General features: G+C 37.0%; 25 protein-coding genes. 8 read left to right on the top strand and 17 right to left on the bottom strand.

Features of this window, described 5'->3' with window-relative positions:
- Positions 1–416: 416 nt before the first annotated feature.
- Complete coding sequence (gene opuD, locus DM800_RS09410) at positions 417–1,931, bottom strand: glycine betaine transporter OpuD (RefSeq protein ID WP_073517141.1); 1,515 nt, start codon at positions 1,929–1,931, stop codon at positions 417–419.
- 664 nt (positions 1,932–2,595) lie between these two features.
- On the opposite strand from opuD, the gene DM800_RS09400 reads away from it, so the two are divergent.
- The 4 genes from DM800_RS09400 to DM800_RS09385 all read left to right on the top strand — a co-directional run bounded on the left by DM800_RS09400 (position 2,596) and on the right by DM800_RS09385 (position 8,508).
- Complete coding sequence (locus tag DM800_RS09400; RefSeq protein ID WP_016085532.1) at positions 2,596–3,468, top strand: cell wall-binding protein EntA; 873 nt, start codon at positions 2,596–2,598, stop codon at positions 3,466–3,468.
- Between the two features lie 79 nt (positions 3,469–3,547).
- Positions 3,548–3,850, top strand: a complete 303-nt coding sequence (locus DM800_RS09395) for a DUF3910 family protein (RefSeq protein WP_075309753.1) — start codon at positions 3,548–3,550, stop codon at positions 3,848–3,850.
- A gap of 298 nt (positions 3,851–4,148) precedes the next feature.
- Positions 4,149–5,768 carry an SWIM zinc finger family protein gene (locus DM800_RS09390; protein WP_147786764.1) on the top strand — a complete coding sequence of 540 codons (1,620 nt, stop codon included), beginning with the start codon at positions 4,149–4,151 and terminating at the stop codon, positions 5,766–5,768.
- Positions 5,752–8,508 (top strand): DEAD/DEAH box helicase, encoded by a 2,757-nt coding sequence (locus tag DM800_RS09385; RefSeq protein ID WP_147786763.1) that lies wholly within the window; start codon positions 5,752–5,754, stop codon positions 8,506–8,508. Before DM800_RS09390 ends, DM800_RS09385 begins: the two co-directional genes overlap by 17 nt.
- 24 nt (positions 8,509–8,532) lie before the next feature.
- Here DM800_RS09385 and DM800_RS09380 read toward each other — a convergent pair whose 3' ends face one another.
- Positions 8,533–9,018 carry a VanZ family protein gene (locus DM800_RS09380; RefSeq protein ID WP_071758490.1) on the bottom strand — a complete coding sequence of 162 codons (486 nt, stop codon included), beginning with the start codon at positions 9,016–9,018 and terminating at the stop codon, positions 8,533–8,535.
- Between the two features lie 110 nt (positions 9,019–9,128).
- Here DM800_RS09380 and DM800_RS09375 point away from each other — a divergent pair, with 110 nt between their 5' ends.
- Both DM800_RS09375 and DM800_RS09370 read left to right on the top strand, forming a co-directional pair.
- The gene (locus DM800_RS09375) at positions 9,129–9,353 is read left to right on the top strand and encodes a DUF1659 domain-containing protein (RefSeq protein WP_097889544.1); all 225 of its coding nucleotides are present in this window, start codon (positions 9,129–9,131) and stop codon (positions 9,351–9,353) included.
- Positions 9,354–9,460: 107 nt separating this feature from the next.
- Complete coding sequence (locus DM800_RS09370) at positions 9,461–9,676, top strand: DUF2922 domain-containing protein (protein WP_001197599.1); 216 nt, start codon at positions 9,461–9,463, stop codon at positions 9,674–9,676.
- Between the two features lie 19 nt (positions 9,677–9,695).
- Here DM800_RS09370 and DM800_RS09365 read toward each other — a convergent pair whose 3' ends face one another.
- Complete coding sequence (locus DM800_RS09365) at positions 9,696–10,094, bottom strand: DUF4359 domain-containing protein (RefSeq protein ID WP_147786762.1); 399 nt, start codon at positions 10,092–10,094, stop codon at positions 9,696–9,698.
- A 194-nt stretch (positions 10,095–10,288) separates the two neighbouring features.
- Here DM800_RS09365 and DM800_RS09360 point away from each other — a divergent pair, with 194 nt between their 5' ends.
- Positions 10,289–10,795 carry a competence protein ComK gene (locus DM800_RS09360; RefSeq protein ID WP_048542596.1) on the top strand — a complete coding sequence of 169 codons (507 nt, stop codon included), beginning with the start codon at positions 10,289–10,291 and terminating at the stop codon, positions 10,793–10,795.
- 55 nt (positions 10,796–10,850) lie between these two features.
- Here the strand turns inward: DM800_RS09360 and DM800_RS09355 are convergent, their stop codons facing one another.
- From DM800_RS09355 to fabZ, 13 genes are all read right to left on the bottom strand, one after another.
- Positions 10,851–11,321, bottom strand: a complete 471-nt coding sequence (locus DM800_RS09355; RefSeq protein WP_147786761.1) for a sigma-70 family RNA polymerase sigma factor — start codon at positions 11,319–11,321, stop codon at positions 10,851–10,853.
- A gap of 218 nt (positions 11,322–11,539) precedes the next feature.
- Positions 11,540–12,241, bottom strand: a complete 702-nt coding sequence (gene yknW, locus DM800_RS09350) for a YknW family membrane protein (protein WP_088608267.1) — start codon at positions 12,239–12,241, stop codon at positions 11,540–11,542.
- 127 nt (positions 12,242–12,368) lie between these two features.
- Entirely contained in the window at positions 12,369–13,571 is a 1,203-nt protein-coding gene (locus DM800_RS09345) for an ABC transporter permease (RefSeq protein ID WP_098857491.1), read from the bottom strand.
- Positions 13,568–14,248 (bottom strand): ABC transporter ATP-binding protein, encoded by a 681-nt coding sequence (locus DM800_RS09340; protein ID WP_098133472.1) that lies wholly within the window; start codon positions 14,246–14,248, stop codon positions 13,568–13,570. Before DM800_RS09340 ends, DM800_RS09345 begins: the two co-directional genes overlap by 4 nt.
- Complete coding sequence (locus DM800_RS09335) at positions 14,245–15,438, bottom strand: efflux RND transporter periplasmic adaptor subunit (RefSeq protein WP_147786760.1); 1,194 nt, start codon at positions 15,436–15,438, stop codon at positions 14,245–14,247. Before DM800_RS09335 ends, DM800_RS09340 begins: the two co-directional genes overlap by 4 nt.
- A gap of 239 nt (positions 15,439–15,677) precedes the next feature.
- Complete coding sequence (pgtP, locus tag DM800_RS09330) at positions 15,678–17,012, bottom strand: MFS transporter (protein ID WP_088608265.1); 1,335 nt, start codon at positions 17,010–17,012, stop codon at positions 15,678–15,680.
- Between the two features lie 19 nt (positions 17,013–17,031).
- Positions 17,032–18,066 (bottom strand): ABC transporter substrate-binding protein, encoded by a 1,035-nt coding sequence (locus DM800_RS09325; protein WP_088608264.1) that lies wholly within the window; start codon positions 18,064–18,066, stop codon positions 17,032–17,034.
- A complete protein-coding gene (locus tag DM800_RS09320) occupies positions 18,063–18,845 on the bottom strand; it encodes a DUF3919 family protein (protein ID WP_000826638.1) in 783 nt (260 codons plus the stop codon). Before DM800_RS09320 ends, DM800_RS09325 begins: the two co-directional genes overlap by 4 nt.
- Positions 18,846–18,911: 66 nt before the next feature.
- On the bottom strand, positions 18,912–20,342 hold the full coding sequence (locus DM800_RS09315; RefSeq protein WP_098067748.1) for a HAMP domain-containing sensor histidine kinase: 1,431 nt from the start codon (positions 20,340–20,342) through the stop codon (positions 18,912–18,914).
- 11 nt (positions 20,343–20,353) lie between these two features.
- The gene (locus DM800_RS09310; protein WP_061679386.1) at positions 20,354–21,025 is read right to left on the bottom strand and encodes a response regulator transcription factor; all 672 of its coding nucleotides are present in this window, start codon (positions 21,023–21,025) and stop codon (positions 20,354–20,356) included.
- 122 nt (positions 21,026–21,147) lie between these two features.
- Positions 21,148–22,140 (bottom strand): UDP-glucose 4-epimerase GalE, encoded by a 993-nt coding sequence (galE, locus tag DM800_RS09305; protein WP_088064842.1) that lies wholly within the window; start codon positions 22,138–22,140, stop codon positions 21,148–21,150.
- 170 nt (positions 22,141–22,310) lie between these two features.
- On the bottom strand, positions 22,311–23,222 hold the full coding sequence (tagU, locus tag DM800_RS09300; protein WP_147786759.1) for a polyisoprenyl-teichoic acid--peptidoglycan teichoic acid transferase TagU: 912 nt from the start codon (positions 23,220–23,222) through the stop codon (positions 22,311–22,313).
- A 155-nt stretch (positions 23,223–23,377) separates the two neighbouring features.
- Entirely contained in the window at positions 23,378–23,812 is a 435-nt protein-coding gene (gene fabZ, locus DM800_RS09295) for a 3-hydroxyacyl-ACP dehydratase FabZ (RefSeq protein WP_147786758.1), read from the bottom strand.
- A 503-nt stretch (positions 23,813–24,315) separates the two neighbouring features.
- Here fabZ and DM800_RS09290 point away from each other — a divergent pair.
- A complete protein-coding gene (locus DM800_RS09290) occupies positions 24,316–24,759 on the top strand; it encodes an SRPBCC family protein (RefSeq protein WP_147786757.1) in 444 nt (147 codons plus the stop codon).
- A gap of 58 nt (positions 24,760–24,817) precedes the next feature.
- Here DM800_RS09290 and galU read toward each other — a convergent pair whose 3' ends face one another.
- Positions 24,818–25,699 carry a UTP--glucose-1-phosphate uridylyltransferase GalU gene (galU, locus tag DM800_RS09285; protein ID WP_147786756.1) on the bottom strand — a complete coding sequence of 294 codons (882 nt, stop codon included), beginning with the start codon at positions 25,697–25,699 and terminating at the stop codon, positions 24,818–24,820.
- Between the last annotated feature and the right edge of the window lie 19 nt (positions 25,700–25,718).

Below are 25,718 nucleotides of genomic sequence, written 5' to 3'. Positions count from 1 at the left end.
TTTTGTAGAACCAATTGCTTCTCTTGCTGTTCGTTGCGCGTTTCAGTCTTAGGTTCCGTGTTTTCTTGGACACTACGATGTGCCACACGTTTCAAACAAATATGCTTCCACTTTCTTTCGTAACGTTTCATTATTCTAGATGTCCCCCTTGAATGCGCTTTAAAACTATTTGAAATCGCTTACAGGAAATAATATAGCACATATACATAAACGTGACAACACATTTCCGACAATTTTTTGTCAAAAATACGAATAGAATTTACAAAATATCGTAATTTGTCGAAACGTATCGATTTTCCTTTATATAAAAGGCATACTACTTATATAGTAAAGTATTTTATTTCCCTTACTTGTGTTTAAAATTCCTTCTATATAAAAAAGAGCTGATACATAATCAGCCCTTTTTCCTTCTATTATTAATGACGCTTCATACGCCCCTCTTTTTGTAACTCTTTAAATAATGCTGCCATCATAAAGAAAATAACGAAGACGAATGGGAATGCCGCAATAATAGCTGCCGTTTGCAGTGCTTCTAATCCACCAACATATAATAAGGTAGAAGCTATCGATGCTAAAACGATACCCCAAACCATTTTAATGCGGTTTGGTGGATTTAAACTACCATGTGTCGTTAACATCCCTAAAACGAATGTCGCAGAGTCTGCAGATGTAATAAAGAATGTTGCAATAAGTAGAATACCTAATACCGATAAAGCTGATCCAAAGCTTCCCATCTGATCGAACATAGCGAATAACCCTACTTCTGTTCCCATCTCTTTCACTTTGTCGAAGATATGAGCATCACCAAACAGCTCCATATGAATACCAGTCCCGCCGAAAACAGAGAACCAAAGTGCACCAATTACGGTCGGTACGAGTAACACACCGATAACAAACTCACGAATGGTACGTCCTCGTGAAACACGTGCAATAAACGTACCTACGAATGGTGACCATGCAATCCACCATGCCCAATAGAAAATTGTCCATGACTGAATCCATTGATTTCCGCCTTCATCTAATGGACTTAAACGGAAGCTCATGCTTGGCAATTCCTGAATATAAGAACCGATTGTTGAAGTGAAGTAATTCATAATAAAGTTTGTTGGACCTGCAAATAATACAATAATCATAAGTGCAAACGCCAAAATAATATTCGCATTACTTAAATATTTAATTCCTTTATCAAGACCTGTTTGCGCAGATAACATGAAAAGAACGGTTACGATTGCAATAATAACTAACTGAGTCGGCAATGAATTCGGGATAGATGTTAAATAACTAACACCACCTGCAATTTGTTTCGCACCAAGACCTAATGATGTCGCAACACCAAACACAGTTGCGAAAACAGCTAACACATCAAATGAATGAGCAATACGTCCATGTTCCCCGCCCTTGAATAACGGACCTACTGTCGCACTAATCGTACTTGCTTTTCCTTTTCTAAAAGTAAAGTAAGCAATACACAGCGCTACAAATGCATATAGTCCCCACGGATGTAATCCCCAATGGAAAAATGAGAAACGTAATGCAAGACGCGCACTTTCCTCAGTTGCACCTTCTCCAAACGGAGGTGCGTACAAATGGTTTAATGGTTCGGCAACGCCCCAGAAAACTAAACCAATACCCATACCAGCGCTAAATAGCATAGCAAACCATGTCATATAACTATAATCAGGTTCATCATCATCTTTACCTAAACGAATAGAACCGTATTTCGAAACAATTAAAAAGATAGACACACCTAATATAATAGAAACAGAAATAATATAGAACCATCCAAACTTACTAACTAATGCAGTTTGAATTGCGGTTGTTACATTTCCTAAGCTACCTTTTCCAATAATAGATTCGGGAATAATCCCCCAAATTGTAAATGCAATACATAATGTTAATGATACGATGAATGTTTTTGTCAGTTTCCTCATCAAATCCCCCTTCGTAGGTTTCACTTTTGTAAATAACATAAATTCCGATATGTAAAATCGGATAGAAAACTATAATTTTACGGTGATTTTCTTACTTTCACCTTCACCAATTCGAATTCTTATGGACAGCCTTACCTTCCGTATAACCTTTTCACTCTGCAAGAGCTACAAGATCGAAATACTGCTGTCAAATTGTGTGAGAAAAATGCGGATGGGAATGTATTTTCCCAAAAAAGGATGTGTTACAGATGTAAAAAAGGGCATTTTTCTTCCTTGCAACCCTTTCTTTTTGTAACAATTATGCGGTTTTTTTGCTAGTATATAGCACGTGTTTATAGTTTCACAAACGAAATGTTTATGTTTATATAACTATATTACCCATAAAACGGTAAAATACTCAAGGAATGTAATCGTTTAGTAAACATCATGTAACACTCCTGTAACATTTTTATTTACGCCGAAAAATATATGTTGTATTAAATATTTTGAATATAAGTAGAAACCTACTAATCACATAGAATGAAAAACGTTTTCCTATATTTTTTGTTATATTACAGGATGTTAACGACTGATTACGAATGGTTTGTAATTGTGTGTTTTCCCCAAATCCGAAAAAATCTGTTGCTATAATGAGGACACGAAAACAAACGCAATGGAGGCTATCATGAAAAAATTAATTGGAATAGCAACAGCAGCAGTTTTTGGTCTTGGGATTTTCACATCATCTGCTAATGCAGAAACTGTTGTAACAACAGACGTACTAAATGTGCGCGAAAACCCTACTACTGAATCAAAAGTTGTCGGTAAATTACTAAACGGTAATAAAATAGATGTTCAAAATACAGAGAACGGATGGTCAAAAATCACTTTAGATGGTAAAGACACGTTCGTAAGTGCAGAGTTCACAAAAAGCATCTACTACGTAACAGCTAACGTATTAAACGTACGTGCTGAAGCGAACACAAACTCAGAAATTCTTGGAACGTTGAAGAAAGACGATATGATCGAAACAACGAACCAAGTACAAAATGAGTGGTTACAATTTGAATATAACGGGAAAACAGCTTATGTTCACGTTCCTTTCTTAACAGGTACAGCGCCTGTTATTGAGAAACAAGAACAACCTGCTCCTGCTAAAACTGTAGCACCAGCTAAAGCACCTGCAGCACAAGCAAAACCAGCTGCTAAGCCTGCTGTGAAAGCTGCTGAAACTAGCGAACCTTCTAATGGTCGTGAGTTAACAGTTGTAGCTACAGCATATACAGCTCATCCGAGCGAAAACGGTGGCACATATGGCGGCCGTGTATTAACTGCAATGGGTCATGACTTAACAGCGAACCCAAACATGAAAATGATCGCTGTTGACCCGAAAGTAATCCCATTAGGATCTAAAGTATGGGTAGAAGGTTACGGAGAAGCTATCGCTGGAGATACTGGCGGTGCAATTAAAGGTAACCGTATCGACATTCTACTTGGATCAGATAGCGCTGCTCAAAAATGGGGACGCAAAACTGTTAAAGTGAAAATTTTAAAATAACCAATGACTGCTAAAGCCGGTTCTCTTTGTTGAGAGCTGGCTTTTATTTTTTTATAATAACTATAAGGAGGTTATGTTCATGAATGTACAAGCAAAAGTAGACTGGATCGGTACACCAAAACCGTATATATATAAAGATGAAGTAACATACGACGCTACTTCCATTGACTTTTCACTCGCCGGCGATGACAATCGGTATAAATTAATTGTGCTCCACTCTGAAGAAAATACACATTACAAAGTTGTCCAATATGGGATCAAACCCGGCTCACAAAAGCCATTTCCTATCGATATTCCATTCGAACAAAACATGTTACCAATTATAGAACAAATATTACATGATCCATATGTGCAAGCGATATTAAAGGAAACACGCTCATAATTGTAAAAAAGGATATCACCTCGTCGGATTTTTTCGGCTAAGTGATATCCTTTTTATTTTCCCTTCGTAAACACGAGTAGAGAAAAATATATTAACGGTTCGACACAAAATATCGATTTACCGACAAAGATTGACAAGAGAAGTAAACTACAAAAAAGATGCCGTTCAAAAATATTGAAAAACACCTTTCCATCTCCATTCACAGTTACAATATGATAATCCAAATTTCATTTTTTCTGTTTTGAGCATTTTTTGTTTATAATGGTAAAGGAAAGAAATATGTGTACGGAGGAATATTATGCTGCAACACTCAATTACGAAAGATGAAATTATGATGATTGCGAATGAGTTCGTTCAAGGACTAGATCCACAGCAAACAGCTGATCAGGAACATGTCGCTACAGCTCGGCACCTATATCGTAGTGGTGTTGTCTACAACGTTGACTTTGATGGTTATACGCTATCAGGAACTGTAGATGCTGCAGGCAGCGTATATAGCGTCCATATCCCGATTCGTAACGTCGCTGAAAGCTATTGCGATTGCTTTGCACCAACGCAATGTGAGCATATGCTCGCTGTTTTACTATCTGCAGCATCTAGTTTCGGGCAAGTAGGAGATGTATTAACTTTATTTAAAAATAATACGAAACCTTCCCTTCCTCCTATTCGAACTGCAAGACAAGTATTGCAATCATCAGCGTTTGAAGAAACGGATTATAAAAGTTGGCAATCGTATTTTGACAACGAATATGAATCATTTAAAAAAGAACAAGCTCGGCTTACTTATAAACAAATGTATTTTCTTATGAGTATTTTTACAGACTTCTATACGAAACTCGAGCGGAAAGCTCCGCGTATCGTTGCGATACATGAGTTGTTCAGGCTACATGCAGCGCTTTATTGCTTTCAAAAATTATTAGAAGAAATTCAGGACTTCGAAGCAAATAAAACGTATTCTTATCACCAGCCTGTTAACGTCGTTCGCTTATTTGTAGATAAAGTGGAATCCATCGTTCGGGACTTACAATCAGAAGCGATTCCTTCAGAGTCTGAAGGAATTTTGCAAGAAACAGCTCGTCTCGTTCACGAAGTATTCTTCTCCACTGACGCCTATACGCAAGAAAGATTTTTTATTTATCGTCACATATGGAGTGAACTCTTACACAATAAAGAGAAACTGCAAGAAGAAGAAAAGCGAATCGATACGAAAATCACTCCACTTTCCAAAGCATTAGCATCTTCTCATCTACTCTTTTTAAATGACGAAGACCTATTAGCTATGGACTTACTAAAGAAACAGCCTGCTTCTGTTGTAAGTCTGTACTTCTATTGGTTAGAAGAGCTATTAAATACAATGCAGTGGGATCGTGCGAAAAACTGGCTTTCCTTTACGTATAAACAAGTGAAGAAAACGATACATGAGCACGAAAATACGATTTTCATAAAAGATATCGTTCGCTTATTTGTCATCATGTATGAAACGTATGCAACCCATACAAATGAACAAGCCGGACTCGAAATGATTTTGCAAGAGCTATTACCATATAGTTTCGCAAACTATGAGCAATACGTACTCGCGAAAAAGCAATATCGTACATGGGCAGAACTTCAGCTCTTACATGGGTTTGAAGCAATTGAACTTTTGAAAGAGCCACTGAAAGATATTGAAAAGGAAGCACCAGAAGCAGCCCTTCCTCTTTATCACCTTGCTGCTACCGAGGCCATTGAAGAGCGAAACCGCAAATCATATAGACGTGCAGTTCGTTACTTAAAGAAATTACGTACATTATATAAACGATTAAAGCGTACTGATGAATGGGATGCTTTCATTATTCACATCGCAAACTTACATTCACGTCTGCGTGCACTACAAGAGGAATTACGGAAAGGAAAATTAATCGATGATCAATCAAACTGAAGTAACAATTAGGCTCCAGCACGTTAGTCAAGGTTGGTTCCTTTGGGGAGAAGATGACAGCGGTACTCCATTATCCGTAACAAGTTGGAAACGAAATGCATTTACATGGCACTCCACTTCCTTCTACGGCACGTTTCTAAAGGAAGCAACCTTTGAAGGAAAACAAGGTGTTATGCTAACAAACGCACAAGCATTTGAATACATCGCTAATAAACCGATGAACTCCTTTGCCCATATTCAAATGAATGGCCCTATTACAGCACTTACGAAAGATGCGAACGAATTATGGGATGCCTTCACAAGCGGTAGCTTCGTACCTGATATGGAGCGTTGGCCCAAACAACCATCTTGGAAAGTGCAAAATACCCCAATCGAAGATGACACATTGGCATCTCTTTTCTCGGCCGCGGTAAATGAAAGCATATTACAAGATAACCGTTCAAACGACGGATGGGAAGATGCAAAGAGACTTTATGAACATTACGACTTTACGAAAAGACAATTGGATGCAGCACTACATGAAGAAGATTGGCTTCGAAAAATTGGTTACATTGAAGATGACCTTCCCTTTACAATTGGACTACGGCTACAAGAGCCGCAAGAAGAATTTGAAATGTGGAAGCTTGAGACAATTGTTACACCAAAGCGCGGGGCACATCGCATATATGTATATGAAAGTATCGATTCTTTACCAAAACGATGGCACGATTATGAAGAACGTATTCTTGAAACACAAGAAGGATTCAGTAAGCTCGTGCCGTGGTTAAAAGAAGGCGATACATTCCGAAGTGAGCTCTTTGAAACAGAAGCGTGGAACTTCTTAACTGAAGCAAGTAACGAATTACTCGCTGCAGGTATTACGATTTTACTGCCATCCTGGTGGCAAAATTTAAAAGCGACAAAACCAAAATTACGTGTGCAGCTGAAGCAAAATGCCACGCAAACGCAATCTTTCTTCGGCATGAATACACTCGTTAACTTTGACTGGCGCATTTCAACGAACGGCATTGATTTATCCGAAAGCGAATTTTTCGAACTCGTTGAACAAAACAAACGGTTATTCAATATAAATGGTCAATGGATGAGACTGGATCCAGCCTTTATTGAAGAAGTACGAAAGCTTATGAACCGTGCCGATAAATATGGACTAGAAATGAAAGATGTCCTTCAGCAACATTTATCAAACACTGCTGAAACAGAAATTGTAGAAGAAGATAGTCCATTTACCGATATTGAAATCGAGCTAGATGGATATTATGAAGAACTATTCCAAAAACTACTGCACATTGGAGATATTCCAAAAGTAGATGTCCCTTCTGCACTAAACGCAACACTCCGTCCGTATCAACAACATGGCATTGAGTGGTTATTATATTTAAGAACGCTTGGATTCGGAGCATTATTAGCTGACGACATGGGACTTGGAAAAAGTATTCAAACGATCACTTACTTACTATATATAAAAGAGAACAATCTCCAAACAGGCCCTGCTTTAATCGTAGCACCGACATCTGTTCTTGGAAATTGGCAAAAAGAATTTGAGCGTTTCGCACCAAATCTACGTGTTCAGTTACATTATGGAAGTAACCGAGCACAAGGTGAATCATTTAAAGACTTCCTTCAATCAGCAGATGTTGTATTAACATCTTATGCATTAGCTCAGCTTGATGAAGAAGAACTTAGTACGTTATGCTGGGATGCTGTTATTTTGGATGAAGCACAAAATATTAAAAACCCACATACGAAGCAGTCGAAAGCAGTACGAAACTTGCAAGCAACTCACAAAATCGCTTTAACCGGTACACCGATGGAAAACCGACTTTCCGAGCTTTGGTCTATTTTTGACTTCATTAATCACGGATATCTTGGCAGCTTAGGACAATTCCAGCGCCGCTTCGTCTCACCGATTGAAAAAGATCGTGACGAAGGAAAAATCCAACAAGTTCAACGATTTATCTCACCATTTTTACTGCGTCGTACGAAAAAAGATCAAACAGTCGCATTAAACTTACCAGATAAACAAGAACAGAAAGCGTACTGTCCACTTACTGGTGAACAAGCTTCCTTATATGAGCAACTTGTTCAAGATACATTGCACAATGTAGAAGGATTAAGTGGGATTGAAAGACGCGGATTTATATTACTCATGCTGAACAAACTTAAACAAATTTGTAATCACCCTGCTCTTTATTTAAAAGAAACAGAACCAAAAGACATCATCGAACGTTCCATGAAAACGAGCACGCTAATGGAGCTAATTGAAAATATAAAAGATCAAAATGAAAGTTGTTTAATCTTCACACAATACATCGGTATGGGGAACATGCTAAAAAATGTGTTAGAAGAACATTTCGGTCAGCGCGTCCTCTTCTTAAACGGTAGTGTACCGAAGAAAGAACGTGACAAAATGATCGAGCAGTTCCAAAACGGAACGTATGACATTTTCATCTTATCGTTAAAAGCAGGTGGAACTGGCTTAAACTTAACCGCTGCCAACCATGTCATTCACTACGACCGTTGGTGGAATCCAGCTGTAGAAAACCAAGCAACAGACCGCGCATATCGTATTGGTCAAAAACGCTTCGTTCACGTTCATAAACTGATTACAACGGGGACACTCGAAGAGAAAATTGATGAAATGTTAGAAAGAAAACAATCATTAAACAACGCTGTCATTACAACCGATAGTTGGATGACCGAACTATCTACAGATGAACTAAAAGAATTACTTGGTGTATAAACAAAAGGAGCTAATCTCAAAAGATTAGCTCCTTTTTCTATTCCAAAACCAATTGCTTATTATAATTCCTGTTAATCCGCCGCATGTATCCAGTAATGAATCTTGCCACATCGGTGTACGATCTCCCGTAGTCCATTGATGAATTTCATCAAATGTTGCATATCCCGCAACGAAAAGAAGAGCATATATAAAACATCTTTTCCTCGAATAACCTGATCGATGAAAAGCGTAATACGTCAATGAGCCGAGCATAAAGAACACCATAAAATGCGCACCTTTACGAAGGAAAAACTCAATAAATCCGCCTACACCTTTATTTGCAATGCTAACAGGTGTACCACCGCCATAATCGATAGATACCCACGAGAAATGCTCTTTCACAAACTCAACATTTACATATTGTTCAATATCCGAACGCATATCCTGCTTTTTATATGGTTGTGCCGAGGAATAGAAAATCAACCCCATCCATAGTAAAACAGGAATCCAAAATAACCATTTACGATTCATTCTTCCGAAACCCCTCTCTTAGTCTTTTAAGCGTACCAAAAAAAAGAATAAATTTCACGCCAAAACATGACATTTGCACCCTATTTATAAAGTGAAAGGGGGTGATAAACATGGCAGTCGAAACAATCGTAACGGACTTAACTTTACGTCTTGTCTTAAACAATGGATTAGATCAGAACGGAAAAACAGCTTTTAAGCAAAAACAATTTAAGCGTGTTAAAACAAACGCAAACTTAGAGCAAGTACAAAACGTAGCACGTGCTCTTGCTTCTTTACAAGCATCACCGCTTCACACTATACAGCTTGTTAGCACATCAGATCTTTCTACCCTATAAGGTTAAAATTTACTTAGTGGGGGGTGTTCATCCCCCGCTAAGTATGAACCAACACCAATCACCCTGCCCGCAATATAGCGGGATAAATAAAAAGGAGGAAATAACATATGCAAGTACTAGAATTAATTTTTGCGAAAGAAGATGGAAAAACAGTTGTTTTTTCTATCGAGAAACCTATCACACCCGTCGATGCACAAGTCGTAAATCAAGTAATGGATACCATCCTTGCCTCATCTGTATTTTCATCAATTAATGAAAATACCCGAAAAAAAGGAGCCCGTCTCGTAGAAAAGAATGTATCTGAAGTTCCAATTAACTTATAAACAAAAAGACGAATCTGCATCATGTTGCAGATTCGTCTTTTTTCTTCGGCATTTCAATCGGAATAAAGATTTTTGAAAAACCGACGCATACATATTTATAATGTTCTCCGCCTATATCAAACTCGGTCGTATATGTTGAGAAGAAAATATAATCATTTCGCTTTGTATAATTCTCGATTAATAATCCAACTTGTGGCTCAACATATTTTTTCGCCAACTTCTTACCAGCCGATGCTAAATCGCCAAGGAGACCTTCTTCATTTTCCTTTTGAACTTCGTCTAGCTTCTTACTTACATCATTACGTTTCATAAACTGCTTCGCTGCCCAATCCGTATATTCACCTTTACTCGGATTACTATTTGCTAAATATACTAGAAGAACAACAACTAGAGCCATAATAATATACTTTTTCTTCATACTATCTCACCGCCTACTCTTTTCTATTTTCATATATATGTACAAGCGATGCAAATTAGAAAGACTAACATCTATTGATTGTAAACGAATAGTCAAAATTTACAATATGAAACAGAATATTAATAATTAATTTACTTAATTCGTATATAATTATATTTGGTATTACCATTATTTATAAGGGAGGAATCAAATTTATGAATGAAGAAAATGATATTATTATTTCTAATTCTACAATGATGCTGGAACCTTACAAGCACCCTTATTATCGCACCAAAATTATCGACAGTAGCGGGAACCATCTTTACTCCTGTCAAACTGCTCTCCAACTCATCAAGCAATCTTGTCTAACCAATGTTCACTCTACTTATCAAGGCAGACGTAATGCAGTCCAAACAAACTTTAAATTCAAACAAAATGTCCCAATTCCAATTAATCATCGAGAATATATTTGTGCTTTCCCGACAGAATCTCCTTCTTCTCCAAACTGTATATGGCTATTTTATAACCATATAGATGACATAGAATTTTTCAAAAAGAGCAAAAAAGCTAACATTCATTTTTCAAATGGCACTACTACAACAATACATATCAGTCCCCATAAGTTAAAACAACAATTATTAAAAGCTGGATACGTATTATCACGTATGAACATGCAAGATTCACTACAATTTAAAAACCTCTTATTACATTTACTACCTTAACAGAATAAATAGAATGGAAAGCAATATCCATTGCCTTCCATTCTTATAATCATATTTATTCTCTTAAACTATTTCGCATTTTCTCAAGTGCTTGCCGATACACCCACCTCACTTGATAATAAGTCATTTCCATCTCGCTAGCGATTTCCCCCATCGTCTTCCCTACAAAAAAACGTTCGAAAATAATATACTTCTCCTTCTCATCTAATACACTCATAAAATCCTTTGCTCTTATTTCAACATCTTCAAACGTAAAAATCTCCTCATATTCACCTACGTAAACATTCCTTTCTTGCAAGGCAGACTCTTTCTTCAACCTTTCCAATATATAACCACGCACTGTTACAACTGCATATGCAGGAAAACTTCCTTTCTCCGCATCAAATCTTTCATAAGCATGCCAAAGACCAATTAAACCACATTGATAATACTCTTCATGATCTTGATAAATACCGAGCTTCTTTATTTGATTTACAATCATTCCTTCATACAAAACAACTGTCTCTGTAAAAGTCGCTGGCTTCACACAGTACCTGTTTCTAAAAGGTATACCTCTTTGTTATTCCGCCGGTACCTCCACAATATAAAAATAAAGAAGCGATTTCACTGTGAGTAATTTCAAATACGACCGCCGAAATTTTAAATTACACGAAGTAGAATTTGAAATTCTGCTGGTCGTATTTGAAATAAGGGTAAAAATAAAAAAGGTGACTCTTGGGAGAGTCACCTTTTAGTCCAATCATATTATACCGGTAAACCAGGTAAAAACTTTGCCATCAATACAACAATCGCAGCTAAGAATACTGCCTTAATAAGGAATAAAATGATAATTGGAATAGCTGCTTTCACTTTACTTAATCCTGCTGTAACTTGTAATCCTAACCAAATTAAAACTAAATTCCATAAAGAGAACACTTCGATTGAATTACCGATTCCGTATACAAGTGAGCCTTTCTCAAATAACGGACCTAAACTTGTATACGCAGTTGGTGCAGCACCTAAAATTAAAGCTATAATACCATTAATGAGACCACCAATAATAACAATAATATCCGCGTATACAATAATCATTACTATTTTTTTATAAGAAGTATCATTCCCATAGAACATCATAAACACTTTATAAATAGCTGCAACAACGAATGTTGCGATCATAACACCTACTGTTCCCCATATCGTACTAGAAACTACATTTGATACAAGCGAGCCCTGTTCTGCAAGTGCACCACCTAATTTCTTTTGCATTTCAATCATCTCAGGTGATGTATACGTAATATACGAATTTAAACCACCTACAAGTCCTTGTAATAGTGCCACTATGAAGAACATGCCCCAAACTTTCTCAGTCGTCTTCATTCTCTCAAACTGTAAGCCAGGAGAAGTCATCATTCCAAACAATGATGGCTTCTCTCCGCCAGCTTTTTGCGTATTCAAATTCGCTTCCATTATAACGCCTCCTTCTATTTATATAACCCGTTCTAACGGGCGGTTCACTTCCTCAACATAGAGGCTACGAACCGCCCACTAGAACGGTAATGTGTAGTAGAGAGCCCCTCTCTACTACACTACTAACTTATTCATAACGTAATGCTTCAATTGGATCTAACTTCGCAGCTTTATTCGCTGGAATTAATCCGAAAATAATACCAAGTGTCATAGAGAATAGTACGCCTCCAACGACAACTTCCCATGAAACGAGTGGTGGCCATTTCGCAAATGTGGAAACGATATATGCTCCGCCATATCCAAGACCAATTCCAATCAAACCACCTAGAAGCGTTAACATGACTGCTTCAATTAAAAATTGTAATAAAATTTTACTACGCGTTGCCCCAAGCGCTTTACGTATCCCAATTTCGCGCGTACGCTCCGTTACAGATACGAGCATAATATTCATAACACCAATACCACCAACGACTAATGAAATACCCGCAATACCGCCAATGATCATCGTCATGATGCTAGTGACTTTAGAAACATTTTCTTGTAATTCTTTTAAATTCACCAGTTCATATTTACCTGGAATTTCACTTGGCTTACGACTATTTAACACATCAACAGCTTGTTTCCCAGCTGCTTCTAAATCGTCTACATTTTTAGCTTGAATTGCGATATTTTGAATATCATCTGTTCCAAATAAAACAGGCCATAATGTAAGGGGGATTAACGCTTCTTCCATTTCAAATCCCATAAACTCATTATCAGATGTATACACACCAACAATTTGCATTGGCTGCCCCTTCATCTCAATAATTTGTCCTACTGGGTTTACGTCCTTAAATAACGTTTCCTCTGTTTTTGTACTAATCATCACAACGTTATTTGCATGAGAAATATCTGATTCACCTAAAGTACGTCCCTTTACGACCTTTACTTTATTAACCGCAAAATATTCATTATCAAGACCAATAACATTCAGATTTGCTTTTTTATCATTTACATCCAATATCTCTGTTGTCGAATTTGTCGTAATAACATGTGAAACGTCTTTCACTTGTTTTACTTCCATAATATCCTCTTCTGTTAACTTTGGTATTTCAAATCCACCTATAGCAAACTCATCATTCATATCTGGTTTAAATTGAATTGGCATAAGGTTATTACCACCAGAACCTGCGAATTTCGACTTCAGCATCGCTTCCCCGCCTTGCCCAATTGCAACGACAGTAATAATAGAACCAACACCGATAATAATACCGAGCATCGTAAGAGCTGAACGCAGTTTATGAGCTAAAATAGAAGATAGGGCAATTTTTATACTATCTAGTAAACTCATACCGCACACCTTCTATCTTCTGTAATTTTCCCGTCTCGCAGTACAATGCGGCGGGAAGAATACGCTGCTACTTCCTCTTCATGCGTAACCATAACAATCGTTGTACCTTCTGCATTAAGCTTCGTGAAAATATTCATCACTTGCTCACCAGACTTCGTATCAAGCGCACCAGTAGGCTCATCAGCCATAATGAACGTTGGATTATTCGCAATCGACCTTGCAATCGCTACACGCTGCTTCTGTCCACCTGATAATTCATTCGGCAAATGATGAACCCTATCTGACAAACCGACTTTACCAAGCGCTTCCAGAGCCCTTTGACGACGCTCTGCTTTCTTCACACCACCGTATACGAGCGGAAGTTCAACATTTTCGACTGCCGAAAGACGCGGAAGCAAATTAAAGTGCTGAAACACAAAGCCAATATATTCATTACGAATTAAAGCAAGCTTTGACTCGTCTGCTGTTAAGATATTCACATCATTCAGCATATATTCGCCTTCTGTTGGACGATCTAAACAACCGATAATATTCATAAGCGTTGATTTACCAGAACCAGACGGTCCCATAATCGAAACGAACTCACCGCTTTGAATTGTTAAACTAATACCGTGCAAAATCGGCACTGCCAATTTTCCTTGATAATACGTTTTAGCAATATTATTTAACGTAATCATTTCTCTTTCACTTCCATTCCGTCATACACGTCGTCGGAAGGATTTTTAACCACCTTTTGCCCCACTTTTGCGCCTTCAACAATCTCTGTCCAATCTCCATCAGTAGAACCTTTTTTCACATTTTGTTTACGAAGCTTCCCTTTCTCTTCAATATAAACAAATGCATCATCGCCTTTTTCTACAATGCTCTTAGTTGGAACAGCAATCATCTTCTTATTCTCTAAATTTACTTGCAGAGAAACGTGATACCCTGGAGATAAACCATCTTGACTATCAAGACTTGCTTTATATGTATATTGAGACATATTTTGAGTCGCTTCACCCACACCACCAGCTTGAGCCATCTCTGCACTCGTTGGGAATTCACTTACCTCTGTAATTTTACCTGTCCACTTCTTCTTATTATTCGCTTTCGCAGTGACAGTAAATGTTTGATCTGGTTGAATTTGTGACTTCTGAAGCTCAGTTAACGTCCCTTGAACTTGGAATGGATCTTTAGACGCCACTTGTAAAAATGCTTTCCCTTGACCACCTAACGCTTGAGATGAACTTTGCGCCGCATCTTTATCTAACTTTTGAACGACACCAGTAAAATTACTATAAATCGTAAGCTCTTTCTGCTTTTTACTTAACTCTTCTTTTTGCAACTTCCCTTTTTCTTTCTCAAGATCAGTTGTCTTTTGCGCCATCTCTAACTCACTTACTTGCTCGTCCATCGAATCCGTTACTTCTTTCCCAGCTCCGCTATCCTTTGCCTTCTTAATTTCTTTCTTCAACGAATCAATTTTCTTCTTTCCTTGATCATAACGCATATCTGCCATCTTCTGATCAAGCTCAGCTTGCTTCATTTGCAAGTTAATCTCTTCATTATCATAAGAGAATAACTTCGTACCTTTCTCTACCTCTTGTCCTTCTTTCACTGCAATATCTTTCACTTTTCCTTTAGTCGGATCCGCATAGAAACTTTCAATATTCCCTGGTTTCACCTGACCAGAAATTAACTTCGTATTATTAAGCTTTCGCTCCGTTACCTTCTCAAAGCTTACAGCATCAGCTGTCGTTGCTGCGCCCTTCTTCTTCCCTTGCATTACAAAAATATTAACTGCTGCTACAATAACAATTAGTGCAATAACCCCGATAATAATCCATTTCTTCTTCTTGTTTGGAGTACGAACCGTATTTGGTACCATATTCTCTCTCCTTTTATAACTTAATAGTTTAATATAAAAATTGTATAAAACTTTCTGAAAAATAATTACATATTATTACATTCTTTTTACAAAGTTTTACACATCCATTTATATTGTAACAAAAATTCCAATGATTAGAAATATGACATATTATCTTTTAAGATAGATTTAAGGAAAGATTATATTAATATAAGAAAAGCCATCCAAAATGATAATTGGATAGCTTTTCAAACAAAATATTACGCTACTTTAGTTTTTTTCCCCTCATGCCCACGTTGAACGATGAACAAGAAGATTGTTGATAAAATTGCACCTGTTAATAGTAAGATGAAGCAACCGTCCCAGCCAGAACGATCAACAATAACACCGATTGCTGCGTTTGCTACAAGACTTCCGCCTACATAACCGAACAGACCACACATACCAACTGTCGTACCTACTGCAAATTTCGGTACTAATTCCATTGCACTTAAACCGATTAAGAACTGTGGTACATAAATTAAACAACCGATAATAGAAACGGCAATACTTACAACAAGTATGCTAGTTGCTTGCCAATATACAAACGTACCAATAACAACTCCGACCATACTAATGATGCATAATGGCATACGCTTTCCTTTAAATAATTTATCACTTAAAAGACCAACTATTAATGAACTTGGAATTGCCATACCTTCAAAGATTGCGTACGCCGCGTGTGCTTCATTTTTTGAGAAGCCTTTAACTGTCGTTAAATAAAGTGGAACCCAGTTAATAACGCCGAAACGAATTAAATACACAAATGCATTTGCAATACATAAGAACCATACAAATTTATTTTTCACTACATACTTCATTAAAATTTCTTTTGGTGACATCTTGTTAGCATTATCTGCTTTTTCAAGATTTTCATAGTCATTACGATACTCATCAATTGGAGGAAGACCTTCTGATTCTGGTGTATCCTTCGCATTAATCCAAACAAGAACTGAGATTACCATTGCGATAATCGCTGGGAAAATAAACACGCCGCCTTGCCAATGATTTTCACCAAAAATAGCTACACCAATTCCGACAAGTGGTGGTACGAGCATTCCGCCAACGTTATGTGAAATATTCCAAATACCTGTTTTCGTACCGCGTTCTTTCTTCGAGAACCATTTCGTCATAACGATACTACAAGGTGGTGCTCCCATACCTTGTACAATACCATTTAGAATAAGTAGTGTAACAATCATTCCAAATGACGATGCAAAACCGAAACAAATATTTACAAGCCCTGATAAGAATAAACCGACTGCGATAAAGCGCTGGGCGAAAGCTTTATCTGACAAATTACCCATAAAGAACTTACTAAATCCATAAACAATTGCCATGATTGAACCTAGTAGTCCAATTTCAGCTGTACTAAATCCATATTCTTGTACTAAATACGTACTTGATAACGTAAAGTTACTACGAACTAAATAATAAGCAGCATACCCAACTGAAATTCCCATCAATACACGAATACGTAATAATTTGTATACTCGATCAATCATATCCGCTGGCAATCTTTCAATTGTAGGTGCTGGCTTGAGCCATTTAAACATATATTTCCGTCTCCTTTTCTCACTTCTGAGAGAGACGCTGTCTATTCCATATCTCGATTATTCCGCTATTTGATATATTTTGGTTTGTTCTTCTAACCGGCTGTCCTTCTATTTCTTTCTCGTTCTTCGCAAACATCGTTGGTACGCCAAACGAAACCTTTTCTAAAATGTGACCCGCTTCTTCTGATAAACAATAATCAATAAATAAATCCGCAATAATACCATTCGGTGCACGTTTTAGTTTCGAAATCGCATTAACAGATAACCCTGTTTGCTCAGGTACAATACTTACAATTGGAAAGCCTCGTTTTTGAAGCATTCTCTGATCTCCCATGAAATTGATGCCTATCATATACTCACCGCTCGCAACAAGTTCTACTGGTATGTAACCATTCACCGTTACTTCACCAACTTGTCCTGCAAGGTTCTTCACATATTCCTTCGCTTCCACTTCACCTAAAGTATCAATAAGTGATTGAAAAAACGTATATGCTGTTCCTGAGACATTTGGATCTGGCATCACAATTTTTCCCTTATATACTGGATTTAATAAATCTTGCCACCTTGATGGATAAGGAAGTCCGAGCGATGCCATTTCTTCATTCCACCGCTCTTTATTAATTGCAATTGCCAGTTTCTCCACTTCATAACCGTACCAATAACCGTCTTTATCTTTAACAGTTTTTGAAATACGGTTCGCATGCTGACTCGTAACAGGAATAGATAGATTTTTTTGCTTCATCATTTGATGCGCGTCTACCGTACCGCCAATAATAATATCCGCTTTCGGATTTCCAGCTTCCTCTTCTACCCTCCGAAGAAGCTCTTCTGTCGAAAGACGAATAAATTCATACGTACAGCCGCGTTGTTTACAAAATGATGAAAGCAAAGCTTCACCCACTTCCTCACGAGCTGCTACATACGCAACAAGATGACGATCATCCAAAATAGGGAGACCACTTTTATTATATTTAATAGAGGTTGTATCTCGAGAGCAACTAGACATCGCTCCTCCAATTACTAGCAAAAAGAAGAAAAAGGCTATCTTTCTCATGACACATTCTCCTTTACAAATAAATTTGCGAGGGAGCTTTTCATATACATAACATTCCCGTTATTATCGCCGAGATATTGCACAACAAAGTAAGATGGATATACAGAAATAGTAAGAATGTCTTCCCGCTCATTCTTTATACGCTTCCCTGTTTTATAAGCGGTAATATAAGCAATCGGTTCATTCTGTGATTGTAATAATTTCTGTATTTCTCCGTAATCTGTAATTTGCTTTGCGTACCGAATCGAATCAAGTATGTGCGTAAGATTCATCGCACGTTCTACATCACCTTGGCGTACTATGACATCCTGCGCTGACGCAAAAAAATCACTAATACGTTCTGGTGTGTAATACAGGCTTAACAAATACGTTTGAAATGCTGAAATCATTGGGTCCGTACCATTCTTTCCGTACATATCAGCCCCGTACTGGAACAAGTCACCTACTGCAAAAGTACGTTTATGTCCATTCAAGTACGTTACTTCTCCAGTAAATACTTGTTCTTGATTCTTAGCTTCTCTCGGTTCTATTTGAATTCGGTCAAAGAATGAAACAATCGTATGCAAACGAACTTCATCCGTTATAACAATTTCTCCCCACTTTTCATGCCTAACCTTCATTTCAGTAGGCAGGGATTCATTCACTCTTTGTAAAACAGTTTGTTTGTCATTCACTATTGTGATTCGATTATATATTTGCTTCTCCATCACATAAAACAAAATAAGAGAAACAATTATACAAAGAACAAACATAAGAATTTGAAATGATAGCCTTTTCATTTCTGCCTACCTCCAAGATAAAAAAACGTTGTTTCGAAAATACCGCATAATTGTTTCATAAATGTATCATTTAACCGCTTTCAAGTTTTTTATGTCTTCCATCCGTCTCGGAAGCAAAAATGTAATAAATATTGTAGTACCAATCTCTTCACTACTCTCAATTCGCATACTTCCGCCCTGCTTATTCATAATCTCCTGACAAATATACAAACCGTAACCATTCCCGTAACTAGAAGGCAGTACCTTCCCTTCTGGTGCTTCATTCCACTCTGCAAGCACACCTTCATCTATACCAATGCCATCATCATGAACAAAAACCTTTGCCTCACGTTCATTTACAATTACATTCATACGAATTTGCGTAGCATCGCTATATTTTATCGCATTATCCAGCACGTTTAAGAAAATCTGTTTCGTCTTATCGAAATCCGCAACAACATGTACATCTGTTAACTCATTTATCACTTCAATCTCAAATTTTTGCAGACGAGGTTTCACAATTGAAACTGCTTCTTCGGCTAATTCCTTTACATTCACAACTGTAGGTGACACTTCAAACGTACTCTTCCCGTACTTTGAAGACTTAAGCAATTCCTCTACAAGTGATAATAAACGCTCACTCTCTACAGCCACATATCGCAGGCTCTCTTTTACATCTTCCTTCGCCTTTAACTTCGGAATTAAATCCACATAGCCAATAATCGCCGTTAACGGTGTTTTTAGCTCATGCGTAATGCGGTCTAAGAAATCTTTCTGCTTCTCTTTCTCCTCTTTCAATTGCTTAATATGCAATTCAATTCCATCAGCCATCGCATTAAAAGATGCTGAAAGCTGAGCAATTTCCACATATTCATTTAGCTCAATCTTACTTTTATAATCACCATTCGCAAGCCGCTTTGCCATTTGTCTTAACTGATCAATCGGCTTATGAAGAGACTTCGCCAAACGAATTGCAAAGAAAATACCTGCAGCTACTAGACAAAGAGACGTCATTAAGAACGTCCAGCCAACATTTGTTAAAACTTCCTTCTCACCCGTTAACTCATTTATAAAACGAACACTTCCGATGACATCGTTTCCATAATAAACTGGGCTTGAAAACAAAAGAATTGGAGCTGGGTCTCCCTCTTCAAAAACATACGATTTCTTCCCCTTCAAAGAGCTCTCAATATCAATATTCCGGTGCAGAAGTGCTCCCTTTTGCGTATCCGCAACAACATCTCCATTCTTCCCAATCATCTGTACACGTACATCCATGCGCTTTGCTAAATACGAAGCAATTAAAAGTGAATTCGGGCCGAGCGTCTCGACCTCTGCTTCCTTCTCTAAATAATTCATCGTATAAATTTGTGCTTCTACACTTAACTTCTCTAAAGAATTTGCCGCGTTATGATACATATTCTTTTCTAACGTAATATAAACAACTGCGTACAAAAGAACAAAAATCGGGATTAACAGTCCCACTATTCCAAACACCATATTCCTTTTTAAAGACATACCATCACCACTTAACAATCTAGTTTATAGCCAACGCCATAAATTGTCTTAATATATTCCCCGCTATTCCCTAGCTTCTTCCGCAGCCTTTGCACCATAATATCAACCGCTCTCGTATTTCCGATATACTCAAACCCCCATACTTTCTCAAGTAACTCATCTCTCATAAATACACGCTGCGGATTTGAAACAAACAACTGACATAAATTAAACTCTCTGTACGTTAACTGAATTTCTTGTCCACTAACATGTACCTTTCTTTCCTTAGGACAGATCGTTATCTCCCCAGCCCCAATCACTTCATGACTTACCGTTACCTCTGTCTTCTTCACACGCCGCGTCATATTCTTGACCCGAAGAATAAGCTCAGCATAATTAAATGGCTTCGTCACATAATCATCTGCACCAAGCTGCAGACCAAGCAATTTATCATTCATCTGACTCTTTGCAGTTAACATGAGCACTGGAATATCCCTATTCTTCTCACGGAACAAACGAAGCAACTCATACCCATCTGTATCTGGAAGCATAACATCCAAAATTAATACATCCGGCCCTTCATTCCACTTCTCTAAAGCTTCTCTTCCATCAGCCGCCGTGAGCACTTCATACCCTTCCATCTCCAACTGCATCCGAATCAAATTACGAATACTCGATTCATCATCAACTACAAGTATTTTCATTATTCTCCTCCTTCCATCCCGTATTATAGTACAGTTTAGTATAGCAAAAATCCTATAAAAAAAGAGAGGGTATTGTCGAACATATGTTGAACGACAATACCCTCTCTTTCACTTATTATATTTTATTTAGAATACCCATTAGGTTGCTTCTGATGCCAATTCCAAGCATGCTCAATGATTGTCTTCACATTTACATACTGAGGATCCCATCCTAGCTTTTCTTTCGCTTTCTGAGAAGAAGCAACTAAACGTGCTGGATCTCCCGCACGACGTGGCGCTACTTCAGCTGGAATTTCATGATTTGTAACTTCACGAACTGCATCAACGATTTCTTTTACACTGAAACCATTACCATTTCCTAAGTTATAGAAATCACTCTCTCCGCCGTTCTGTAGGTCTTTAAGTCCTAAGAAGTGAGCTGCCACTAAATCTTCAACATGAATATAATCACGGATACAAGTACCATCTGGTGTATTATAATCATCACCAAACATCATAATCTTCTCACGTTGACCTAACGCCACTTGCAGCACAAGAGGAATTAAATGCGTCTCTGGGCGGTGATCTTCCCCAATAATACCATTTGGAGTTGCACCAGCCACGTTAAAGTATCTGAAAATCTTATAACGTAAATTAGAAGCTTGGCTATACCAATGAAGCATCTTCTCGATTGCTAACTTCGTTTCTCCATACGTATTCGTTGGATTTGTCATCGTTTCCTCAGTAATAAGGTCTACATCTACCTCACCATACGTCGCCGCAGTAGAAGAGAAAATAAACTTATCTACCTTAAACTCATCCATTACCTCTAATAAGCAAAGTGCACCATACACATTGTTATTATAATATTGAAGAGGCTTCTCCATACTAACTCCAACTAAAGAATCAGCTGCGAAATGCATAACCGCCTCAATATTCTCTTGTTTAAAAACATCTCTTAAAAATGCTTTATCACGAAGGTCGCCATTATAAAATTTCGCACCTTCCGTAATTGCATCCTCATGACCAGTTTGTAAGTTATCTACTACTACTACAGATAAACCTTCGTCTACTAATTTTTTCACAGCGTGAGAACCGATATAACCAGCTCCGCCGCAGATTAGAATTGAATTCATTGTCTTCCTCCTACATATATTAGGATTTCTTACTCACTCTCTTATTATAAAAGGTATACGATTGCTCGTATACCTTTTGTGTACCTTTATTACTTAGCAACGAAATAATCCGTTACATATTGTGCCCAAACTTCGTGGCCTTTAGCACTTTGTCTAAAGAAGTTGAATCATTACTTAGTCACTTCAAGATGCGTTTTTAATTTATTCGTTAAATCTTGTTTTGCTGCATCTGGAACATAGTAATACCAAATGCCATCAGCAGCCTTGTGACCGTCACCTGGGATTTGGATATCCTCACTATTTTTCAAGCAATCTTTATAGTTCTTTTGCATATCAAACATTTGATCTTGCGTTAAGTTTGTCTTCACATTCTTTTGAATTGCTGTTAACACATCGCCATAACCTGTTAAAGAAGAGAAGCTTGCACCTTTTTTGATAACACCTTGCATCACTTGACGTTGGCGCATTTGACGACCAAAGTCACCACGTGGGTCTTGTTTACGCATACGTGTGAATGCTAGAGCTTGATCACCTGTTAAATGAATATTTCCTTTCGCAAAATGATTTCCATCCTGCGTAAATTCTAAATCATTAGTTACATCTACTCCACCGACTGCATCAACGATATCTTTAAAGCCTTCCATGTTCACTTCAATATAATAATTAATAGGAACATTCAAGAAGTTTTCTACGGTCGCTACAGACATATCTACTCCGCCGAATGCATAAGCATGATTGATTTTATCGCTTTTGCCTTTTCCAACAATTTCTGTGTAAGTATCACGAGGAATACTTACTGTTTTCATAGAGTTATTTTTAGGATTTAATGTAATCACCATTAAAGAATCTGAACGCCCTTTGTCATCACCGCGCTCATCTGCTCCTAGTAGTAAAATTGAAACTGGTTCACTCTTGCTAACTTTTTCTCCAACGTTACTGTTGTTTTGATCACGTTTTAAAGGTTGATGAACTTCCTTTAATGTATTAGATACGGAAGAATATACATTATAGGCATAAATTCCTCCACCTATGATTAGTACCCCAAGAATACCGAGTACCCAAAATAAAATTTTCTTTTTCATTATTGTAACCTTCTTTCTTAAGCCTAACTTACAATACATATAAATCCTATTATACAAAAAAAAAACTTAATAAAACCAAATAATATAGCAATCCACAAAAAATAGACAAACAACAATTATATATTGTTATTTGTCTATCACATATCTTAATATATTTATTCTTTCTTGTCACCAAGCGCAAACGTGATTTCTGTTTCACAAACAATTTCACCATCTACAGTAGCAATTGCTTTTCCTTTTCCAATTGCTCCACGTACACGTGTCATTTCAACTTCTAAACGAAGTTGGTCACCTGGACGGACTTGTCGTTTAAAACGGCAATTATCAATGCCTGCGAAGAATGCTAAGCGACCACGATTCTCTTCTTTCTTCAACATAGCAACAGCACCAACTTGTGCTAAAGCCTCTACAATTAAAACACCTGGCATTACAGGATAATCCGGAAAATGTCCATTAAAAAATTCTTCATTAGCTGTAACATTCTTTATCCCAATAGCACGCTTTCCTTCTTCTACTTCTAAAACTTTATCCACTAGTAAGAATGGATAGCGATGAGGAATTATTTCTTTAATTTGTTGAATATCTAGCATACACTTCTCTCCTTACACAAGATTGGTCATACCACCGGAAGTTATACTATCATTATCCCATTTTAAATCTCATTTGTCATTATAAAAAAGGATTTCAAGATTTCTCTTCTAAATAAAAAAATGTATACACTCTTTTCAATATGTATTATCACTGACACGGAGGTTGAAAAGAGTGTATACCCAAGTTAGGGAAAGGCAAATTATATCAAATATATTAAGCCTTAATGTCGTATTCAAGATTCATTATATATGACAAAAATAAGAAATTAAAACCTAATTTTCGACCTTTTTCGTATTAATTCCCTAATATTACTCATGATTTCTCTATTTTCCTTACATTCTCTTAAATGTGATATTTAGAAATATGAATTTTAATAAAAAATTATTAAAATAAAAGCAAAAAACGCTTGTAATAGAATTTACATAATCATATTATAATAAAATGAATATAGGATTTTAACCTAATTATTCAAATACCTTTATTTTTAGAAAGGAATCCAAAAATGGCAAAAGGTATACATACTATAGAGTTAAATACTTCACCAGATCAAATTTGGAAATTTATTAGTGATATAAACAATTGGGCTCCACTAGTCACAGGCTATGTTAAACATAAAGTTATTGATGACAAACATTCGACTTGGCGTTTGCACGGTGATTTAGGATTTATTAAACGAGACGTTAGTCTAAATGTTGAAATTATTGAATGGCAAATGCCTAATAAAATTAGCTTTACGATGACTTCTCCAACAAAAAAATTAATTGGTAGCGGCTTTTTTCATGCTGAAGCAATCTCTCCTTCTACTACAAAGGTAACAAGTCAGTTAGAATTGCGAACAACTGGTAAAGGAGCCTTTGTTTTTAACGGCGCAATAAAACCATTTGTCCCTAAAATGACAAAGCACCTTTCTAAAAAAGTGGCAGATAAATTAATGAAACAGTTATAAAAAAACATCTCAGAAATTTATTTTACAATAAATTTCCGGGATGTTTTTTTTGTAAAAGTTAATTATTAACCATTTCTGTTTTAAATAATTTCTCCATATAGCTTAATAATTCATTCTTTAACTCATCATGCTGTAATGCCATTTCAATTGTTGTCTGAATAAATCCAAGCTTCTCTCCAACGTCGTATCGCTTTCCTTCGAAATCATAAGCAAATACTCTTTGTATCTCATTTAAACGCTGAATAGCATCCGTCAACTGAATCTCTCCACCTGCTCCTGTTTGTTGGTTCTCTAGGAACATGAAGATCTCAGGTGTTAGTACATAGCGTCCCATAATCGCTAAATTAGATGGCGCTGTTCCTTTAGCTGGCTTTTCTACAAACTTACTAACTTGATAACTACGACCATTTTGTACTAGCGGATCAATAATACCATAGCGATCTGTTTCCGTTTCCGGAACAGTTTGAACGCCGATTACCGATGATTGTGTTGCCTCATATTGATCCATTAATTGGCGTAAACATGGCGTTTCAGCTTGTACAATATCATCCCCCAGTAAAACAGCGAATGGCTCATTACCAATAAACTTACGAGCACACCATACAGCATGACCTAAGCCTTTCGGTTCTTTTTGACGAATATAGTGGATATTAATTTTGGAAGACTCTTGCACCTTCTTAAGGATTTCATGCTTACCCTTTTCTAGTAAGCTCTGTTCCAACTCAAAAGAATGATCAAAGTGATCCTCAATAGCACGCTTCCCTTTTCCAGTTACGATAATAATATCTTCAATTCCAGATTGAATCGCTTCTTCTACAATGTATTGAATTGTTGGCTTATCAACAATTGGTAACATTTCCTTTGGCATTGCTTTAGTTGCTGGTAGAAAACGAGTTCCTAGTCCAGCTGCTGGGATAATAGCTTTTTTTACTGTTTTCAATGATAATCCTCCTAAAAAC

The organism is Bacillus sp. AY18-3, assembly GCF_008042305.1.
GTDB classification, from domain to species: Bacteria; Bacillota; Bacilli; order Bacillales; family Bacillaceae_G; genus Bacillus_A; species Bacillus_A wiedmannii.
The sequence above is the reverse complement of the archived record's forward strand: the minus strand, read 5'-3'. Positions and strand labels throughout refer to the sequence as shown.